Raw genomic sequence first — 14,508 nt, forward strand, 5'->3', positions numbered from 1 at the left:
GCGCACGCTACGTGGGCGTAGACGGGAATCGGGAACCCGCTCGACGTGACCTGCATGCGTACGCACACGGCGGGACCCGGTTTCGGGCAATAGGCGCACTCTCTTTTGGTCATCAGCCACCCCGATGTGATCTCTGGTCAGGTCACACCAGGGTCAGCCCACATGGCGGGAATCAGGGGCGCACTTCGCGCCCCCATGCTCAGGCGGCCAGCATTCCCAGCTTCACCGCGAGCGCTGAGGCGCGACGGCGGCGCTCCGGCGACCGCGCCGCTGTCTCCTCCAGCACGATGCGCTTCGCGTACCCGTTGTACTGAATCGTCTCCGGTGCGGCCTCGTGCGCCTGCGCCAGCGTGGCCAGGGCGATGTCGGGCTGCCCGTCGAGGTGGTAGCCGCGCGCTTCCTCGATACGGTGGCGGGCCCGCCGGGGCCGGGACGGAATCGTGGTGGCGTCGGCCGCGATCGCTTGCCGTACGGATTCCCCACCCGCATGGAGTTCGACGGCGATGGTGACCGCGTGCGCGCCCATGATGGCCCTGCTGAAGCTGGTGACCGGATGGAAGTAGTCGGCGGGCAGACGGCTGGAGATGGCCCGTGCCTCGTCCCAGTAACGCCAGGCGGTGCCCGTCTCGCCTCGTCGTGCCGCCGTGTACCCGGACTCGAAGGTCAGCGCCCCGGTGATGGCGAGGATGTCGGGCGCGGCGTCCGGCAGCCAGGGCGTGAGGTACCGCAGGGCCTCGGTAGTGACTGCGTCGGCTGCGTCGAAGTGCGCCATGCCGGCGTCGCGGTGCGCCTGCGCCGCGAGCCACGCAGCGACCCCGACCGCATGAGGGTCCTCGGATTCCTGCGCGGCGACCATGCCCCGATCGGCAACCCGCCACAGCAGAGCGGCATCCGGCTGGTAGGCCACGAAGAACTGCGTCAGGGAGTACACCTCCGACAGAACGGCCTGCCCCCCGCCGATCCGCTCGCGCCGTGGCAGACGGCGGCGCAAGCCTGGCAAGCTCCACGCCGACAAGGGCTACGACTACAACCACCTGCGACGATGGTTACGCGGGCGAGGCATTACCCACCGCATCTCCCTCCCGCAAGGGAGTTGAGTCCTCACAACGCCTGGGCCGCCACCGCTGGACCGTGGAACGCACGATGGCATGGCTCGCTGGATGCCGCCGCCTCCACCGCCGCTACGAGCGCAAAGCCGACCACTTCCTGGCCTTCACCAGCATCGCCTGCACCCTCATCTGGTACCGCAGACTCGCCAAATGAGATGGTCTCTAAGCGCTTGCTCAGCCTATGTCAGTCGAAGTTACTCATCGGTCACCCGGTCTGTCCAGAGTCCGAGTCTGTGATCCAGTGCCCTTCGGCGGAGTCGTGCACGTACGCCGGCCTCCCCCTGGTCCCGCTCGTGCGGAACGGCTTCCCGCCGTCCGTGATCCGCACCGTCCCCGTACGGCCCCCGGCGCTCCACTCCAGCTCCATGTACCAGCGGCAGTCGCAGCCCGCCGTCCGCGCGGAGACCAGCAGCTCCTCGGGGTCGGAGGAGGTGACCTTGTACGGGAGGGAGACGGCCGGGATCTTCCGGACCTCGGCGCCGGAGGCGTCAAGGCCGTCGACGGGCCTCGCGAACGGGCGCGGCCGGTCGAGGTCCACGGCGAAGTGGCGCGGGGTGACGGCGCCGCCACAGTCGTTGTCCATCCGGTACGCGTTCCACGGCAGCGGCGCGGCGCGGTCGACCACGCGCACGTGCAGGGCATGGAGGACGACGGCGTCGGACGGCGACCGGCCCTGGACCGTGATCCGCACCAGCGCCTCCCCGCCGTGCACGGCACCGTGCGTCCCGGCCCACGTCCCGGAGTCGGCCGCGACCGGCGGCGGGGCGACCGCGCGGGGGGCCCGGTCCACGAGGTAGGTGTGCCCGCAGCCGCCCTCCCAGAGCTGGGAACCGATGCTCCAGGTGAAGGGGAGGGGGGCCGCGGTCCGCCCCGGAGCGGTGGAAGCGGGAGCGGGGGCGGAAGCCGTACGGGTGGGGTGGCCGAGCAGGGCGGCGGCGAGGGCGAGCACGACGAGGGCGACGGCGGCGGCGACGAGGAGGGGAGCGGGGGCGCCACGACGGGGGCGGGCGCGGGGCGCCTCCGGCGCGGACGGATGCGCGGCGGACGGGTCCGGGGCGGGGCCGGGGCCCGGTTCCGGCGCGGAAGGTTCCGGGTTCGATTCCGGCGCGGCCGACACGGCCGGCACAGGCGTGGGCGCGGGCGAGGCCGCTCGGCGGCGGGCGCGGTCCGCCTCCGTCCAGGCCGCCTCCAGGGCCCGCCGTTCCTCCTCGTCCGCCCCGCACAGCAGGGCGAGGCGGTCGACCACGGCGAACTCCTCCGGGACGGTCGCGCCCGAGCAGTAGCGGTGGAGGGTGGACGCGCTGACGCTCAGCCGCCGGCCCAGCGCGTCGTAACTCCTCCCGTCCCGCGCCTTCAGCGCGCGCACGAGCCCCGCGAACTCCTCGACGGCGGCGTCCTTCGGCATTCCATCCCCCTCGACCCTGCGTCCCATCCTTCACGTCCTTGCACGTCAGCGGGGGTGGAATGGTTCCGGGACGGCTGGTGGGCGCGTGATCGTTGCAGCCGGCGGGCGCCGGCCCCACGCTGGTTGAGCACTGACCGAACGAACGACCCGACGGGGGATCCACCACCATGAACAAGCTCCGCACCGCACTCGCCACCGCAGCCGCTGCCGCACTGGGCCTCGCGGCCCTCGCCACAGCCCCGGCGCAGGCCGCTGCCCAGCCCGCCTTCCTCGCCGCCTCCCAGATGCCGCCGTCGTCGACGCCGTGGACCGCCACCCAGGTCTTCACCGGCGTCCCGGAGAACGGCGGCGTCCTCTGCGCCCCGTACAAGATCCCGGCGCAGAACACCCGCTACCGCGAGTTCAGCACCGAGCTCGACACCAACGGCGTCCAGGTCACCACCGTCGCCCGTACCGAGGCCGACGCCGTGAAGCTGGTCGACACCCTCCGCGGGGCCCTCGCCGGCTGCGGCCCCCTGCTGGAGCAGCAGAACCCGGGCCTGCAGGCCGTCAGCGCCTCCCACGGCAAGCTCGCCGTCGAGGAGGGCGCCTGGGTCTACAGCCTGGACACCGCCGACCCGCAGATCGGCATCTCCGACATCCACCTGTTCTCCGTCGGCCGCGACGGCCGCACCGTCACCCTCGTCCGCTGGGGCCAGATGGGCGACCTCGAGGACGCCCCGCTGACCGCCTTCCGCACCACGACGAAGACCGCCGTCAACAAGCTCCACTGACCCGGGGGCTCCCCCGAGGGCTGACCACAGCTCGACAGCGGCGCGGCCGGAACCCGGGCGCGCCGCTGTCGTGCCCACCTGCTCCGCCGGCGGCGACCACTTCCTGGCCTTCACCAGCATCGCCTGCACCCTCATCTGCTACCGCAGACTCGCCAAATGAGATGGTTCTAAGGCACCACGCAAGCGTGGCGCGCGCCGCAGCCCCCGGCGGGGGCTGCCTCTGTCTCCGCCCCGGCTGCCCCCGCCGGGCGGCGGCCCAGCCCAAGAGAATCGGCCGGCGCGAGGTCGCGGCCCAAGGCGTCAAGGTCGTTCGTACAGTGGCGCGCTCCAACTTGACGCCCTGAACCACGCCCCCTTCACGGTGTGTAGGTCGAAAGCGGACGGGGTGGGAGCTGAAGTGCTTGGTGGGTTAAGGCGAGCGGTCACTTGCCTGTCACTGCGGGAACAATCACTGCTCCCATAGCCGATAGCAGGCCGCCGACAGCCAAAACAGCGTTGAACTTCTCTTTCGCCGTTGGGAAGACAGCACGACTCACGTTTCCTACCTTGCTTCGCAGAACAATCAGCTTGAGTTTCTGCCACCGATGCTGCCGATTCCGGCACCCCATCAGAACCCCGTAGGCGTTGTTGCGGCAGTACGTGCGTCCATCCCGGTTGACCGCGCCACACCAAACCGGCACCTGAAATGAGGCGTACACGGAGACTGCAACTGACAGGGCGACAACGATAGGAAGTGACCACTTCTGGCTCCACGCGACGATGAGAGCCGCAACAGCTATATATCCCCAATACGCACGCATCGCTTTTCCCATGGACACGCACGGTAGCGAAGCGTGCGCCGCCTGCGATAGAGGGCTCGGCTACGAGCAGGGCATCAAGGCCAGCACCACCGCCGACGACGAGTTCGGCACCCAGGGCTATGTCTGGGCCCCGCTCGAACTGAAGCTCTGCAGCACCAAGGGAACATCCGGCGCGAACCGGTGCCCATGGGCGCTCGTCTACACCGACGGCTCGCGCATTGAGCCGTCCGGCGTCACTTACGGCGACCTTCCCAGGCCTGAGTACCCCCCCGAGGCGACCGACGGCGGCACCGTCTGGGAGCGCGAGATCGCACTCCTCGTCCGCGACAACGTCATGGCCCGCAACATGGCCGAGCGCATTCATCGAACGCCGCAGCGACGGCATGTGTTTGAGGAGCGCGGGCTTCCTGCGGCCCAATGGCTTCGACGTCGACGACGAACTGTGGGCTGTCGACGGCGCGAACTGCTCGCCGTGCGACAGCAAGGTCCCCGGCAGCCACTGACCAGCCTTCAGGCTGCCCCTGTCTTTCTCCCCCGAGGAGGGGAGGGGCTTCGCCTGTTCCCGTCCACGAAGAGGGTGCCGTGCCCGCACGACACGACATCGCAGCCGAGACCGAACTTTGGGACACCTACGCAGGCAGCGCCTTCAAGGAGGACATGCAGCAGGTGTTCAACTGGAGATCGGTTGTGGCACCGGCCGCGCACTGGCGTACCTCGCGCAGCGTGGCGTCAAGGCCACCGGAGTCGACCTCTCGTCCGTCATGGTGAAGAAGACGACGGAGCGTTGGGGCCCCATCGGCGTGGACTTCATCCGCGCGGAGGTGCTTGATCACCTCCGCGACAACGCCCAGAGCTACGACGCCATCTACTCCATCTTCGGGGCCGTGTGGTTCACCGACCCGGCCAAGCTCTTTCCGCTCCTCGCGTTCTCCCATCCGCTGGCCATCCCCGGCGCCTACGGCCCGCAGGGCATGTACAAGGGCGGCTTAGCCGGGAAGGCGATGTTCACCTACCGCTACAGCTACACGCCCCGTCGCTGGACTGGCCTGCTGGAGCGGAGCGGCTTCCGAGACGTTGAGGCGCGTGTCCTCGATGCACCCGAGCCAGGGCACATCGGCACTCTGCTGGTCCGGGCCCGCACCTGACGTGGTCGCCATCAAGAGCAGAGGTCGGTGGTTCGAAGCCGCCCGGGCCCACCAGGTGGGATGAGACGGAACGCCCCGGACCGTGGCAAGCCTCAGTGCGGGGCTCCGGTGGGCGGGTCAGTTGCGTTGGCCCCAGTCCAGGCGGTCGGTCAGGTTCGCGGCCGTGAAGGCGGCTGTCAGTTCGGTGCGGCCCTCGGTGAAGTGGGCCCAGCTGTCGTAGTGGACGGGTACCACGCGACGGGCGTCGAGGAGTTGGGCGGCCTCGGCGGCCTGGGTGCTGTCCAGGACGATCAGTGCGCCGTCGAAGAGTATGGGGAAGCGGGGGGCTCCGGCGAAGAGGAGGGCGGTGTCGATCGTGGGGAAGCGCTCGGCGATCTCCTTGACCGCGTCGAGTGAGGCGTTGTCGCCGCTGACGTAGACGGTGGGCAGGCCGTCCCCGGTCAGGACGAAGCCGACGACCTGGCCGGAGATCGGTTCGATCTCCTCGTGGGTGCCGGGGCCGTGGATCGCTGGTACGCCGGTGACGGTGATCGTGCCGCCTTCGGGGCGGTTCAGTTCGACGGACTCCCAGTCGGCCAGGCCCGTGGCCTTGTCCCCGAGGCGCTGAGCGCCGCCGGGGGTGGTGAGGGTGAGCGGGATGTCGGCGAGCAGGGCGCGGCCGGAGTGGTCGAGGTTGTCGGAGTGCTCGTCGTGCGAGAGCAGGACGACGTCGATGGGGCCGAGGTCTGCCGGGTCGGCGATGGACGGCTCGGTCTTGGTCAGGGTCGGGCCGGCCGAGGGGTAGTCGCCGGGGCCGTCGAACGTCGGGTCGGTCAGGATGCGCAGGCCGCCGTACTCGAACAGGGCGGTCGGGCCGCCGAAGACGCGGACCGGGAACTGTTCGGTCGTTGCGGGGAGAGAAGACACGACGTATGCACCTCACGGATAGCTTGCCGATGAACCGTGAGATGACTGTAGCCATTTCTCATGGCTGCACGCAAGACGTACCATGAGAAACATGAAGGAGTCCGTGAGGGAAGAACCCGCAGTGCCGCCCGTGCAGGGCGAGGAGGAGCACCCCTCCCTCGCCCTCGCCAACAGCTCCGTCACGCTGCCCGGCGGGCACACGGTGGACCTCCTGGGGACCCCTGAGCAGGCGAATCACTGGCTGACGCAACGCGGCCTCGCCCCGGCCGAGGCCGGCATGCGGGACATGTGCGCGTCGCAGCTGCGCTCGATGCGCGAACAGGTCAGGTCACTGCTCGCCTCCCGTGCCGCAGGGCTGCCCGCCCTCCCCGCCGCTGTCGACGCCATCAATGACGCGATGACCCGTGTCTCGACAGCGCCGCTCCTGCAGTGGGACGCGAAAAGCGGTCCGTGCCGTGTGACCCCTCACCCCACCACCGCGATCGTCGATCACGCCCTGGCGGCCCTCGCCTCCGACGCGGCCGACCTCCTCACCGGCCCCGACGCGGAACGCCTCACCGCCTGCGGCTCCGCTCCCTGCAACCGCTACCTGCTCCGCCACGGCCGCCGCCACTGGTGCTCCACCCGGTGCGGCGACCGCGCCCGCGCGGCCCGTGCCTACGCCCGCCGCACCCGGCCCGGGACGGACTGACGCCCGAGAGGGGCGAGGGCCAACCCGGGGTGGTCTCACCGCGCTTGCGCGGGCGTGGAGCGAGCGAGGGCCTTCTTCGGCCGTGAGGCGTGTGCGAAGAGGAAGAGGAGGGCTCCGCAGGCGGCTACCAGAACCCAGCCCGGGCGGGAGGCGTGGGCGAGGTCTGCCGGGGTGGTCGAAGTGACCAGGGCGCCCGCGAGGGCGATGCCGAGCGCGGCGCCGAACTGGCGGGCCGTGGAGGTGATTCCGCCGGCCACGCCGGCTCGGGCGGGAGGCAGGGCGCTGACCGCCGTGTTGGTGATCGGGGCGTTCGCGAAACCGAACCCGATGCCGATCAGCAGGTAGGACAGGAGGAGCAGCGGCACGCTCGTGTCCTTTTCGAGCCCGACCAGGGTGAGTCCGCCGGCCGTGATGAAGCCGCCGGCCAGGGCGAGCGGCAGCCGTGGCCCGACGCGGCCGACCAGACGGCCGGACAAGGGGGCGCAGACGGTTGCTCCGAGCGCCATGGGCAGGGTCGCCGTCCCGGCGGCCAACGGCGTCCAGCCTCGGGAGAGTTGCAGGTAGAGGGTGTTGAGCAGCAGCGTGACGTTCAGGGCCACGAAGACCGCCACGGCGGCCAGGACCGCGCTGGTGAAGGCCGGGTTCCGGAAGAGGCGGGGGTCCATCAGCGGTTCGTGCCGGCGGGACTCGACCCGTACGAAGGCGGCCGTCGCCACGGCGGTGGACGCGTACAGGGCCAGTGCTGCCGGAGAGGTCCAGCCGATGCGCGGGCCTTCGATGAGGGTGCCGACCGCGAGCGCGATGGTGAGGGACAGCAGGGCCTGGCCCGGGAGGTCCAGCCGCTGCGCACGCGGTGCCCGGGACTCCGGTACGTACACCGCGGTGAGTACGAGGGCGGCCACGACGACCGGCGCGTTGATCCAGAACATGGACCGCCAGCCCAGCGCCTCGATGAGGAAGCCGCCGGTCACAGGGCCGGCGGCCATGCTCAGCCCGAAGACCGATGCCCAGATGCCGATCGCCTGTGCTCGTTCCCTCGGGTCCGGCATCGCGTTCACCACGATCGCGAGGGCCACGGGGCTGAGCATCGAGGCGCCGACTCCCTGGACGGCGCGGGCCGCGACAAGGGCGCCCACGGAAGGGGCGAGTGCGCAGGCCAGCGAGGCCGCGCCGAATACGAGCAGGCCGATCCGGAACACCCGTCGCCGTCCGAAGCGGTCCGCGAGGGCGCCGGAGGAGATCAGCAGGCCGGCCAGGACGAGGGTGTAGGCGTCCACGGTCCATTCGAGGCCACGCGTCCCGATGCCCAGACCGTGCCCGATCGCGGGCAGGCCCACGTTGACGATGGTGGTGTCCAGGCCCACCAGAAACATGCTCAGGCAGCAGACGGCCAGCACCGTCCAGCGTCTGCGCGCGCTCATAGGGGGTGGAGCAGGATGGGTCGTCGTCGTGGTCACGGTCTGCCTCTCACGTCCGGGAGTGGTTGCCCGGCAAGACTCCGGCCGTACGACGGCCGGGGCCCAGCACTTTTGCGAAGGCCGCAAAATGGAGGACGTGGACACGGAACTGGAAGAGATCCTTGGCGGCATCGGGCCCCGGCTGCGGGTGCTGCGGCTCGGCCGTGGACTCACGCTGGAGGCCCTGGCGGCCACCTCCGGGATCTCGGTGAGCACGCTGTCCCGTCTGGAATCAGGCAAACGGCGTCCGACCCTGGACCTGCTCATCCCCCTCGCGCGCGTGCACCGCATCGCACTCGACCAGCTGGTGGCCGCGCCGGCGAGCGGTGACCCCCGGGTCCACCTCGAACCCCTGCGCAAGGCGCACGGCAGCACCCTCGTACCTCTGACGCGGTACCCCGGGCGGGTGCAGGTGTTCAAGCAGGTGCTCGCTCCCCGCGAGCCGAAGCTGGTGACCCACGACGGCTACGAGTGGCTCTACGTCCTCGCGGGCGAGCTGCGGCTCCTGCTCGGCGACGACGAGTTCGTACTGCGCCCGGGAGAGCTGGCCGAGTTCGACACCGGGCAACCGCACTGGTTCGGGCCGGCGAACGCGAGCGCCGTGGAGATCCTGCACCTGTTCGGACCACGGGGCGACCAGGCCGTCGTCCGCGCACGGCCCCCCACGGACGCCCCGCCGGCACGGTGAGGTGACCTGCGCCGGGACCCTCCTGGGCGGCCGGTGCGGGGCCGCGCGGGCCGGGGTGGCGGCTCGGTGGCTCCGGGGCGGCCGGGACAGGAGCACACTGAACACATGGCCCTACCCAGAACGCATCATTGCTCGGTCTGTTCAGACGGTGCACCCGGCTCGGTCCTTCACGAGGATCTGGTCGTCGGGGCGCCGCTCTCCATGGAAGAGCTCACCGACTCGGAGCGCCTCGACCGGTTCGCACTCAAGTACGCCCACGACGGCTGCCAGGTCAGAGAGGTCCGGCGGGTTCCGCACGACAGTCTGAGCGGCTACGCCTGGTCCGTGACCTTCACCGAGGGTTCTTGATCACTCGATCACCGGGCGGTTCGGGGAAGGCGACCGGACCGCCCGCCTTCGACCGGACCGCCTGCCTTCGCCCTGACCGACCTCACTCGCCCGCGTAAACCCCGCCGGCCGCAGGAAAGCGTGCCCGGGATGCGTCCCGACCCGGCCGGGCGCACCGTGGATACATGTCCGGTCACCCGCCCGTCATCGTGTATCCGCCCTCGACCACCGGAGGGCGGCGAGTGACCGTGCACGGTCAGATCGTGGGGCTGGCGCACGGGCGCGGGGACGTGGCTTCCCTGCTGCGCCGGGCCGGGCTGGCCGCCGGGGCCGAAGAGATCGATCTCGATCAGCCGGAGTTGATCGAGTGGCGCGGCGGGGATCTCGATACCTGGGGGTGAGTCCGTGATGCGTCGCCGTCGTGGGCCCAAGGGCCTGATGTCAGTCGAGCCACCGCCCGGGTATTACGAGGGCGACGGCGCGCCGCTTGATGCCCTGCGGCGCGGTCTGATCCTCGACTGGGTGGTGAACCAGCGCATCGCCGACGGGTGGCGGGTGGAGTCGCGGTCCGCGACTCAGGCCGTTCTCGTGCGCGGGCAGCCGGTGAACCACGTGCTGCACGCCATTCTGACCGTCTTCTCGTGCCTGCTGTGGGGTGCCGTGTGGGCGGTGGTGGCTCTGACGAACCGGGTCGAGCGGGTCGCGCTCACCGTCGACGTCCAGGGGCACGTCGTGACCGTCACCGCGCCGTGAGGATTCACCCGTTCGGGTGCCGTCGAGTGGTCGGGCGGGTGGGGGGCGCGCAGGGTCGGTTCTGAATCCGCAGGACGTGAACGCAGGCCAGAACCGCAGGCCGACGAGTCTGCGCGGCGAACCAGAACCGCAGGCCGACGAGCCTGCACGGCGAAGGAGTCCCCATGTCACAGTCAGCACCCGCGTCCGGAAACGCACCGCGGGCGAACCGCGACGGCGGCGGCAGCGCGTGGGCCACCGGCGGAACGGTGTTCGCCGGTGTCCTGCTGTTCGTGGACGGTGTTCTCGCGGTCATCAAGGGCATCGCGGGCATCGCGACCGACGACGTGTACGCCCGTATCAACAACTACGTCTTCGAGTTCAACGTGACCACCTGGGGCTGGATCCACCTGATCCTCGGCGTGATCCTGCTGTTCGTCGGCTGGGGCATCCTGAAGGGCGCCGGCTGGGCCCGCGGTGTGGGTGTCGGGCTCGCCTCGCTCAGCATCATCGCCAACTTCATCTGGCTGCCGTACCAGCCGGTCTGGGCCATCGTCTCGATCGCCATCGACGTCTTCGTGATCTGGGCCCTGTGCACCGACCGCTCGAAGCAGGCCCTCTGACGTGGCAGCGGACCACGCGGCGGGACCCATGACGGCCGAGGAGGCGCGCGGTACAGCCGCCTCGGCCTGGGTCTGGGGATACCCGCTCCTGGAGAACTACCGCACGATGTACCCCCAGGCCATCGACCCGGACGATCCTCGTTCCGTCGGTGGCTTCGGCCGTTTCCGGCACTACTCCCAGCCGTTCACCCCGGCCGACACCGACGTGGTGACGCCGAACAACGACACCCCGTACTCCTGGGCCTGGCTCGACCTGCGGGCCGAGCCGTGGGTGGTGTCCGTGCCCGCCGTCGACCGGTACTACGTACTGCCGTTCCACGACCTCGACACCTCGTACGTCGGGTTCGTCGGCGCCCGCACCACCGGGCGGGAAGCCGGGGACTACCTGGTCGCCGGGCCCGGCTGGCGCGGTGACGTGCCGGACAAGGTCGCCGGGGTGCTGCGCGCGGACACCTTCGTGGTGGGCGTTCTCGGGCGTACGTATCTGGCGGGACCCGGCGACGTGACCGCGCTGCGGGCCGTCCAGGAGCAGTACCGGCTGCGGCCGTTGTCGGAGTTCCTCGACTCGGCGGCGCCCCACCCGGTCGAGGAACCCGTGTGGCCGGTGTGGCGTGAAGAGGACCTGGACACCGCGGAGTTCTTCACGCTCCTCGACTTCCTGCTCCAGTTCTTCCCGGTCCTGGAGAGCGAACGGGAGCTGCGCGAGCGACTCGCCGCGCTGGGTGTCGACGGCCGCGGGGAGTTCGAGCCCTCCGCGCTGAAGCCGGACATCCTGGCCGCGGTGGAACAGGGCATCGCCGACGCGCGGGCCGTGCTGGAGGCGGCGAAGAACGACGCCTCCGACTCCACCGGCTGGTTCGGTACGCGGGCCGAGCACGGCGACGACTATCTGACGCGCGCCGTCGGAGTCGACAAGGGGCTGTACGGGCTCCCGGCCGCGGAGGCCTGGTACGCGGGCTGGCTCCAGGACGACCGGGGCAACCGCCCGCCGGACGCGTCCGCGCGCGACTACGTCGTCCGGTTTCCCCCGGGACAGTTGCCGCCGGCCCGGTTCTTCTGGTCGGCCACCATGTACCGGCTGCCCGAACGGCTGCTCGTCGACAACCCCGTCGACCGCTATTCGATCGGGGACCGTACCCCCGGGCTGGTCCATGACGCGGACGGCGGGCTGACGCTGTACGTACAGAAGAACATGCCGCAGGACCCGGAGCAGGCGGCGAACTGGCTGCCCGCGCCCGACGGTCCTTTCACGGTCGCCGTTCGCGTCTACGGTCCGGAGCCCGCCGTACTGGACGGCAGCTGGTCCATGCCGACGCTCGCCGTGCGTGACTGAGACGAGAGGAACACCCGTGGTGGAGACGCCCGAAGAGCTCGTCGAGCTGGCCGCCGAGGCCTATGTCTACGGCTATCCGCTGGTCTTCGATCTGTCGATGGTCGAGACCTTCCTGCGCAAGGGCTTCGGCGCACTGCCTCCCGCCCCCTTCAACGTGTTCGCCCACTCCGGCGAACTCGCCGCGCCCGACGCGCGCTTCGTGTCCGTGAACAACGACACCGTGTACTCGATCGCCCAACTCGACCTGTCCGGCGGGCCGATCACGCTCCATGTTCCCGACACCGACGGCGCGTACTACGTGCTCCAGTTCGTGGACGTGTGGAGCAACAACTTCGCCTACGTCGGACGCCGTGCCACCGGTACGGGCGAGGGCGACTGGCTGATCGTGCCGCCCGGCTGGTCGGGCACCGTGCCCGACGGCATGAGCGGGGTGATCGACGCGCCGACCTCCCTCGTGACGGTGGTGGGCCGCAACGCCTGCGACGGGCCCGAGGACCTGCCCCGGGTCCAGGCGCTCCAGCGGCAGTTCACGCTCAGCCACCTCGACTCGGCGCCGCACCGCACCGGGCTGCCCCGACCCGACGCCGGCGTACCGGAAGAGCTGCGGTTCTTCGAGCAGCTCCGGGTCTGGATGGCCGACTTCCCGCCGTCCGCCGAGGACCGGGCCTACCAGGACCGGTTCCAGCCGCTGGGGCTTCTGGAGGAGGGGCCCTCGCCGTACGTTCCCGCCGGCCCCGCCCTCGTACAGGCGCTGACGGAGGGGCTGGCGCGGGGCAAGGCGCGGGTGGAAGCGGCCACCCGGCCGGCGCCGGAAGCGGACCGGGCGGCCCCGGGGGCCTGGGAGACCAATCCGCACCTCTTCGATTACAACCTCGACCACCTCGGCGTCGGAACGATCGACTCCCCGGAGTGGAAGATCGCGGACCGCGAGGCGTCGTACCTGGTCAGAGCGGCGGCGGCGCGGATCGGGCTGTGGGGGAACCACGGCTACGAGGCGGTCTACGCGCACACCTTCCAGGACTCCGGGGGCAGGCCGCTCAACGGGGCCCACTCCTATGTCCTGCGCTTCGAGGAGCCGCCGCCGGTCGAGTCGTTCTGGTCGGTGACCATGTACGACGTCCCCGACTACTACCTCGTCGAGAACCCGGCGGGCCGCTACTCGATCGGCGACCGTACGCCCGGACTCGTGTACGCGGCCGACGGCTCCCTGACGCTGCACCTGGCCAAGGACCGGCCCGCGGACGCGGACGCGGCGGCCAACTGGCTGCCCGCGCCGGACGGGGACTTCCGGCCCATGCTCCGGCTCTACACCCCTGAGCAGGCCGTTCTCGACGGAAGTTACGTCATCCCGGTCATCGAGCGGGTGGAAGCGGACCGTGGGTGAGGGGACGCGCTCAGCGGCCTGGCCGGCTGAGGTGGCCAGGGGCGGGCGGGGCGGCGCTAGGTGGCCGGGGGCGGGGCGGGTGGTTCCCCTGTCCGTTGTCAGTGGTCCGGTACACACTGGATTCATGTGCCGCAGTATCAAGACCCTCCGCCCACCCGCCCTCCCCGAAGAGGCCACCGAGGAGGACATGCGGGCCGCCGCCCTCCAGTACGTGCGCAAGGTGTCCGGCTTCCGCGCGCCCGCCGCGCACAACCGCGAAGCCTTCGACCGCGCCGTCGAGGAGATCACCGAGGCCACCCACCGGCTGCTCGACAGCCTGGAGATACGGGGCGCGGCCAAGGCGGGCTGAGGGACCGCGGGCCGGGTGAGCGGCCGGCCGGTCAGGGACCGGCGGCGACCGCAGGGGCCGGGGACTGCGCCGCTGTCGCGGCTTCCGCTCCCGCCGCGGAGGGGCGGCGTACGACCAAGGCTGCCAGGGCGCCGACGAGAGCCAGAGTCACGACCGAGACCGCCGTGCCCAGCCAGGTGGTGCCCATCCACTGGCCGCCGAAGTAGCCGAGGCCCACGCTGTAGCCCGCCCAGGCGACACCTGCCAGCGCCGACCAGGGCAGGAATTCCTTCACCTTGCGGTGTGCCGCGCCCGCGCCGAGGGAGACCACGGAGCGGCCGGCCGGTGCGAACCGCGCGATGACGACGAGGGCGCCACCGCCCCGGCTGAGCGCCGCGCCGAGACGTTCCTGCGCGGTGGTGAGGCGGCGCGAGCGGGCGATGGCCCGGTCCAGCCGGTCGCCGCCGCGCCAGGCGACGCGGTACGCGACGAGGTCACCGAGCACCGAGGCGGTGGCCGCGCACAGGACCAGCGCGAGCAGCGACGGCACCTGCCGCGTCGCTTCCCCGGCCGAGCCGGCGACCGTGGTCGACCCTGCGGCGGCGGCCGTGGCCGCCATGATCACCAGGACTCCACTGGGGAGTACGGGCAGGAACACGTCGAGGAGTACCGAGAGGCCGACCACTGCGTAGATCCATGGGCTGCCGGTCAGCGCGCCCACACTCTCAAGCACTTTCTACTCCCCGATTCGTGTCAACGCCGCGACGTCGCAGGGGAGCGGCAGGGGCGGCAGGGCCAGCTGTACAG

15 protein-coding genes and 3 pseudogenes are annotated in these 14,508 nt (G+C 70.9%); 12 read left to right on the forward strand and 6 right to left on the reverse strand.

The genetic code is table 11. From position 1 onward, the window contains the following. Positions 1-199: 199 nt before the first annotated feature. A pseudogene (locus tag AC07FA_RS02865) lies at positions 200-949 on the reverse strand (hypothetical protein); the annotation flags it as partial. A 4-nt stretch (positions 950-953) separates the two neighbouring features. Here AC07FA_RS02865 and AC07FA_RS02870 point away from each other — a divergent pair. After that, a pseudogene (locus AC07FA_RS02870) lies at positions 954-1,263 on the forward strand (transposase); the annotation flags it as partial. A gap of 51 nt (positions 1,264-1,314) precedes the next feature. Here the strand turns inward: AC07FA_RS02870 and AC07FA_RS02875 are convergent. Next, positions 1,315-2,514 carry a helix-turn-helix domain-containing protein gene (locus tag AC07FA_RS02875; RefSeq protein ID WP_479073426.1) on the reverse strand — a complete coding sequence of 400 codons (1,200 nt, stop codon included), beginning with the start codon at positions 2,512-2,514 and terminating at the stop codon, positions 1,315-1,317. Positions 2,515-2,681: 167 nt separating this feature from the next. Here AC07FA_RS02875 and AC07FA_RS02880 point away from each other — a divergent pair, with 167 nt between their 5' ends. Beyond that, entirely contained in the window at positions 2,682-3,287 is a 606-nt protein-coding gene (locus AC07FA_RS02880; RefSeq protein WP_056789649.1) for a hypothetical protein, read from the forward strand. A 422-nt stretch (positions 3,288-3,709) separates the two neighbouring features. On the opposite strand, the gene AC07FA_RS02885 is transcribed toward AC07FA_RS02880, so the two are convergent. Continuing rightward, positions 3,710-4,099 (reverse strand): hypothetical protein, encoded by a 390-nt coding sequence (locus AC07FA_RS02885; protein WP_479072881.1) that lies wholly within the window; start codon positions 4,097-4,099, stop codon positions 3,710-3,712. 570 nt (positions 4,100-4,669) lie between these two features. On the opposite strand from AC07FA_RS02885, the pseudogene AC07FA_RS02890 reads away from it, so the two are divergent. Then, positions 4,670-5,232 (forward strand): annotated as a pseudogene (locus AC07FA_RS02890) (class I SAM-dependent methyltransferase). Between the two features lie 117 nt (positions 5,233-5,349). On the opposite strand, the gene AC07FA_RS02895 reads toward AC07FA_RS02890, so the two are convergent. Further along, positions 5,350-6,138, reverse strand: a complete 789-nt coding sequence (locus tag AC07FA_RS02895) for an MBL fold metallo-hydrolase (RefSeq protein WP_479072882.1) — start codon at positions 6,136-6,138, stop codon at positions 5,350-5,352. A gap of 91 nt (positions 6,139-6,229) precedes the next feature. On the opposite strand from AC07FA_RS02895, the gene AC07FA_RS02900 reads away from it, so the two are divergent. Continuing rightward, positions 6,230-6,829, forward strand: a complete 600-nt coding sequence (locus tag AC07FA_RS02900) for an ABATE domain-containing protein (protein WP_479072883.1) — start codon at positions 6,230-6,232, stop codon at positions 6,827-6,829. Between the two features lie 35 nt (positions 6,830-6,864). Here AC07FA_RS02900 and AC07FA_RS02905 read toward each other — a convergent pair whose 3' ends face one another. Continuing rightward, entirely contained in the window at positions 6,865-8,250 is a 1,386-nt protein-coding gene (locus AC07FA_RS02905) for an MFS transporter (protein WP_479072884.1), read from the reverse strand. 124 nt (positions 8,251-8,374) lie between these two features. Between AC07FA_RS02905 and AC07FA_RS02910 the strand changes: the two genes are divergently transcribed. The 8 genes from AC07FA_RS02910 (at position 8,375) to AC07FA_RS02945 (ending at position 13,722) form a co-directional block, all read left to right on the forward strand. Continuing rightward, complete coding sequence (locus tag AC07FA_RS02910; RefSeq protein ID WP_479072885.1) at positions 8,375-8,974, forward strand: helix-turn-helix domain-containing protein; 600 nt, start codon at positions 8,375-8,377, stop codon at positions 8,972-8,974. A 105-nt stretch (positions 8,975-9,079) separates the two neighbouring features. Next, a complete protein-coding gene (locus AC07FA_RS02915) occupies positions 9,080-9,322 on the forward strand; it encodes a hypothetical protein (RefSeq protein WP_479072886.1) in 243 nt (80 codons plus the stop codon). Between the two features lie 164 nt (positions 9,323-9,486). Continuing rightward, positions 9,487-9,702, forward strand: a complete 216-nt coding sequence (locus tag AC07FA_RS02920) for a hypothetical protein (RefSeq protein ID WP_479072887.1) — start codon at positions 9,487-9,489, stop codon at positions 9,700-9,702. 37 nt (positions 9,703-9,739) lie between these two features. Further along, positions 9,740-10,054 carry a hypothetical protein gene (locus AC07FA_RS02925; protein ID WP_479072888.1) on the forward strand — a complete coding sequence of 105 codons (315 nt, stop codon included), beginning with the start codon at positions 9,740-9,742 and terminating at the stop codon, positions 10,052-10,054. A 164-nt stretch (positions 10,055-10,218) separates the two neighbouring features. Then, complete coding sequence (locus AC07FA_RS02930; protein WP_479072889.1) at positions 10,219-10,656, forward strand: DUF7144 family membrane protein; 438 nt, start codon at positions 10,219-10,221, stop codon at positions 10,654-10,656. A gap of 1 nt (position 10,657) precedes the next feature. Continuing rightward, positions 10,658-11,989 (forward strand): DUF1254 domain-containing protein, encoded by a 1,332-nt coding sequence (locus AC07FA_RS02935; RefSeq protein ID WP_479072890.1) that lies wholly within the window; start codon positions 10,658-10,660, stop codon positions 11,987-11,989. Continuing rightward, entirely contained in the window at positions 11,982-13,373 is a 1,392-nt protein-coding gene (locus AC07FA_RS02940; RefSeq protein WP_479072891.1) for a DUF1254 domain-containing protein, read from the forward strand. Before AC07FA_RS02935 ends, AC07FA_RS02940 begins: the two co-directional genes overlap by 8 nt. A 124-nt stretch (positions 13,374-13,497) precedes the next feature. After that, positions 13,498-13,722 carry a DUF2277 domain-containing protein gene (locus AC07FA_RS02945; protein WP_382737189.1) on the forward strand — a complete coding sequence of 75 codons (225 nt, stop codon included), beginning with the start codon at positions 13,498-13,500 and terminating at the stop codon, positions 13,720-13,722. Between the two features lie 31 nt (positions 13,723-13,753). Here AC07FA_RS02945 and AC07FA_RS02950 read toward each other — a convergent pair whose 3' ends face one another. Then, positions 13,754-14,434, reverse strand: a complete 681-nt coding sequence (locus AC07FA_RS02950) for a DedA family protein (protein WP_479072892.1) — start codon at positions 14,432-14,434, stop codon at positions 13,754-13,756. Positions 14,435-14,508 lie beyond the last annotated feature (74 nt).

It is taken from the genome of Streptomyces sp. NPDC045968, assembly GCF_056430475.1.

Bases quoted from the DNA above. Each gene is read 5' to 3' on its own strand.
- AC07FA_RS02875 (WP_479073426.1), bottom strand. From the start codon at position 2,514: ATGCCGAAGGACGCCGCCGTCGAGGAGTTCGCGGGGCTCGTGCGCGCG.
- AC07FA_RS02880 (WP_056789649.1), top strand. From the start codon at position 2,682: ATGAACAAGCTCCGCACCGCACTCGCCACCGCAGCCGCTGCCGCACTG.
- AC07FA_RS02885 (WP_479072881.1), bottom strand. From the start codon at position 4,099: ATGGGAAAAGCGATGCGTGCGTATTGGGGATATATAGCTGTTGCGGCT.
- AC07FA_RS02900 (WP_479072883.1), top strand. From the start codon at position 6,230: ATGAAGGAGTCCGTGAGGGAAGAACCCGCAGTGCCGCCCGTGCAGGGC.
- AC07FA_RS02905 (WP_479072884.1), bottom strand. From the start codon at position 8,250: ATGAGCGCGCGCAGACGCTGGACGGTGCTGGCCGTCTGCTGCCTGAGC.
- AC07FA_RS02910 (WP_479072885.1), top strand. From the start codon at position 8,375: ATGGAGGACGTGGACACGGAACTGGAAGAGATCCTTGGCGGCATCGGG.
- AC07FA_RS02915 (WP_479072886.1), top strand. From the start codon at position 9,080: ATGGCCCTACCCAGAACGCATCATTGCTCGGTCTGTTCAGACGGTGCA.
- AC07FA_RS02920 (WP_479072887.1), top strand. From the start codon at position 9,487: ATGTCCGGTCACCCGCCCGTCATCGTGTATCCGCCCTCGACCACCGGA.
- AC07FA_RS02925 (WP_479072888.1), top strand. From the start codon at position 9,740: ATGTCAGTCGAGCCACCGCCCGGGTATTACGAGGGCGACGGCGCGCCG.
- AC07FA_RS02930 (WP_479072889.1), top strand. From the start codon at position 10,219: ATGTCACAGTCAGCACCCGCGTCCGGAAACGCACCGCGGGCGAACCGC.
- AC07FA_RS02945 (WP_382737189.1), top strand. From the start codon at position 13,498: ATGTGCCGCAGTATCAAGACCCTCCGCCCACCCGCCCTCCCCGAAGAG.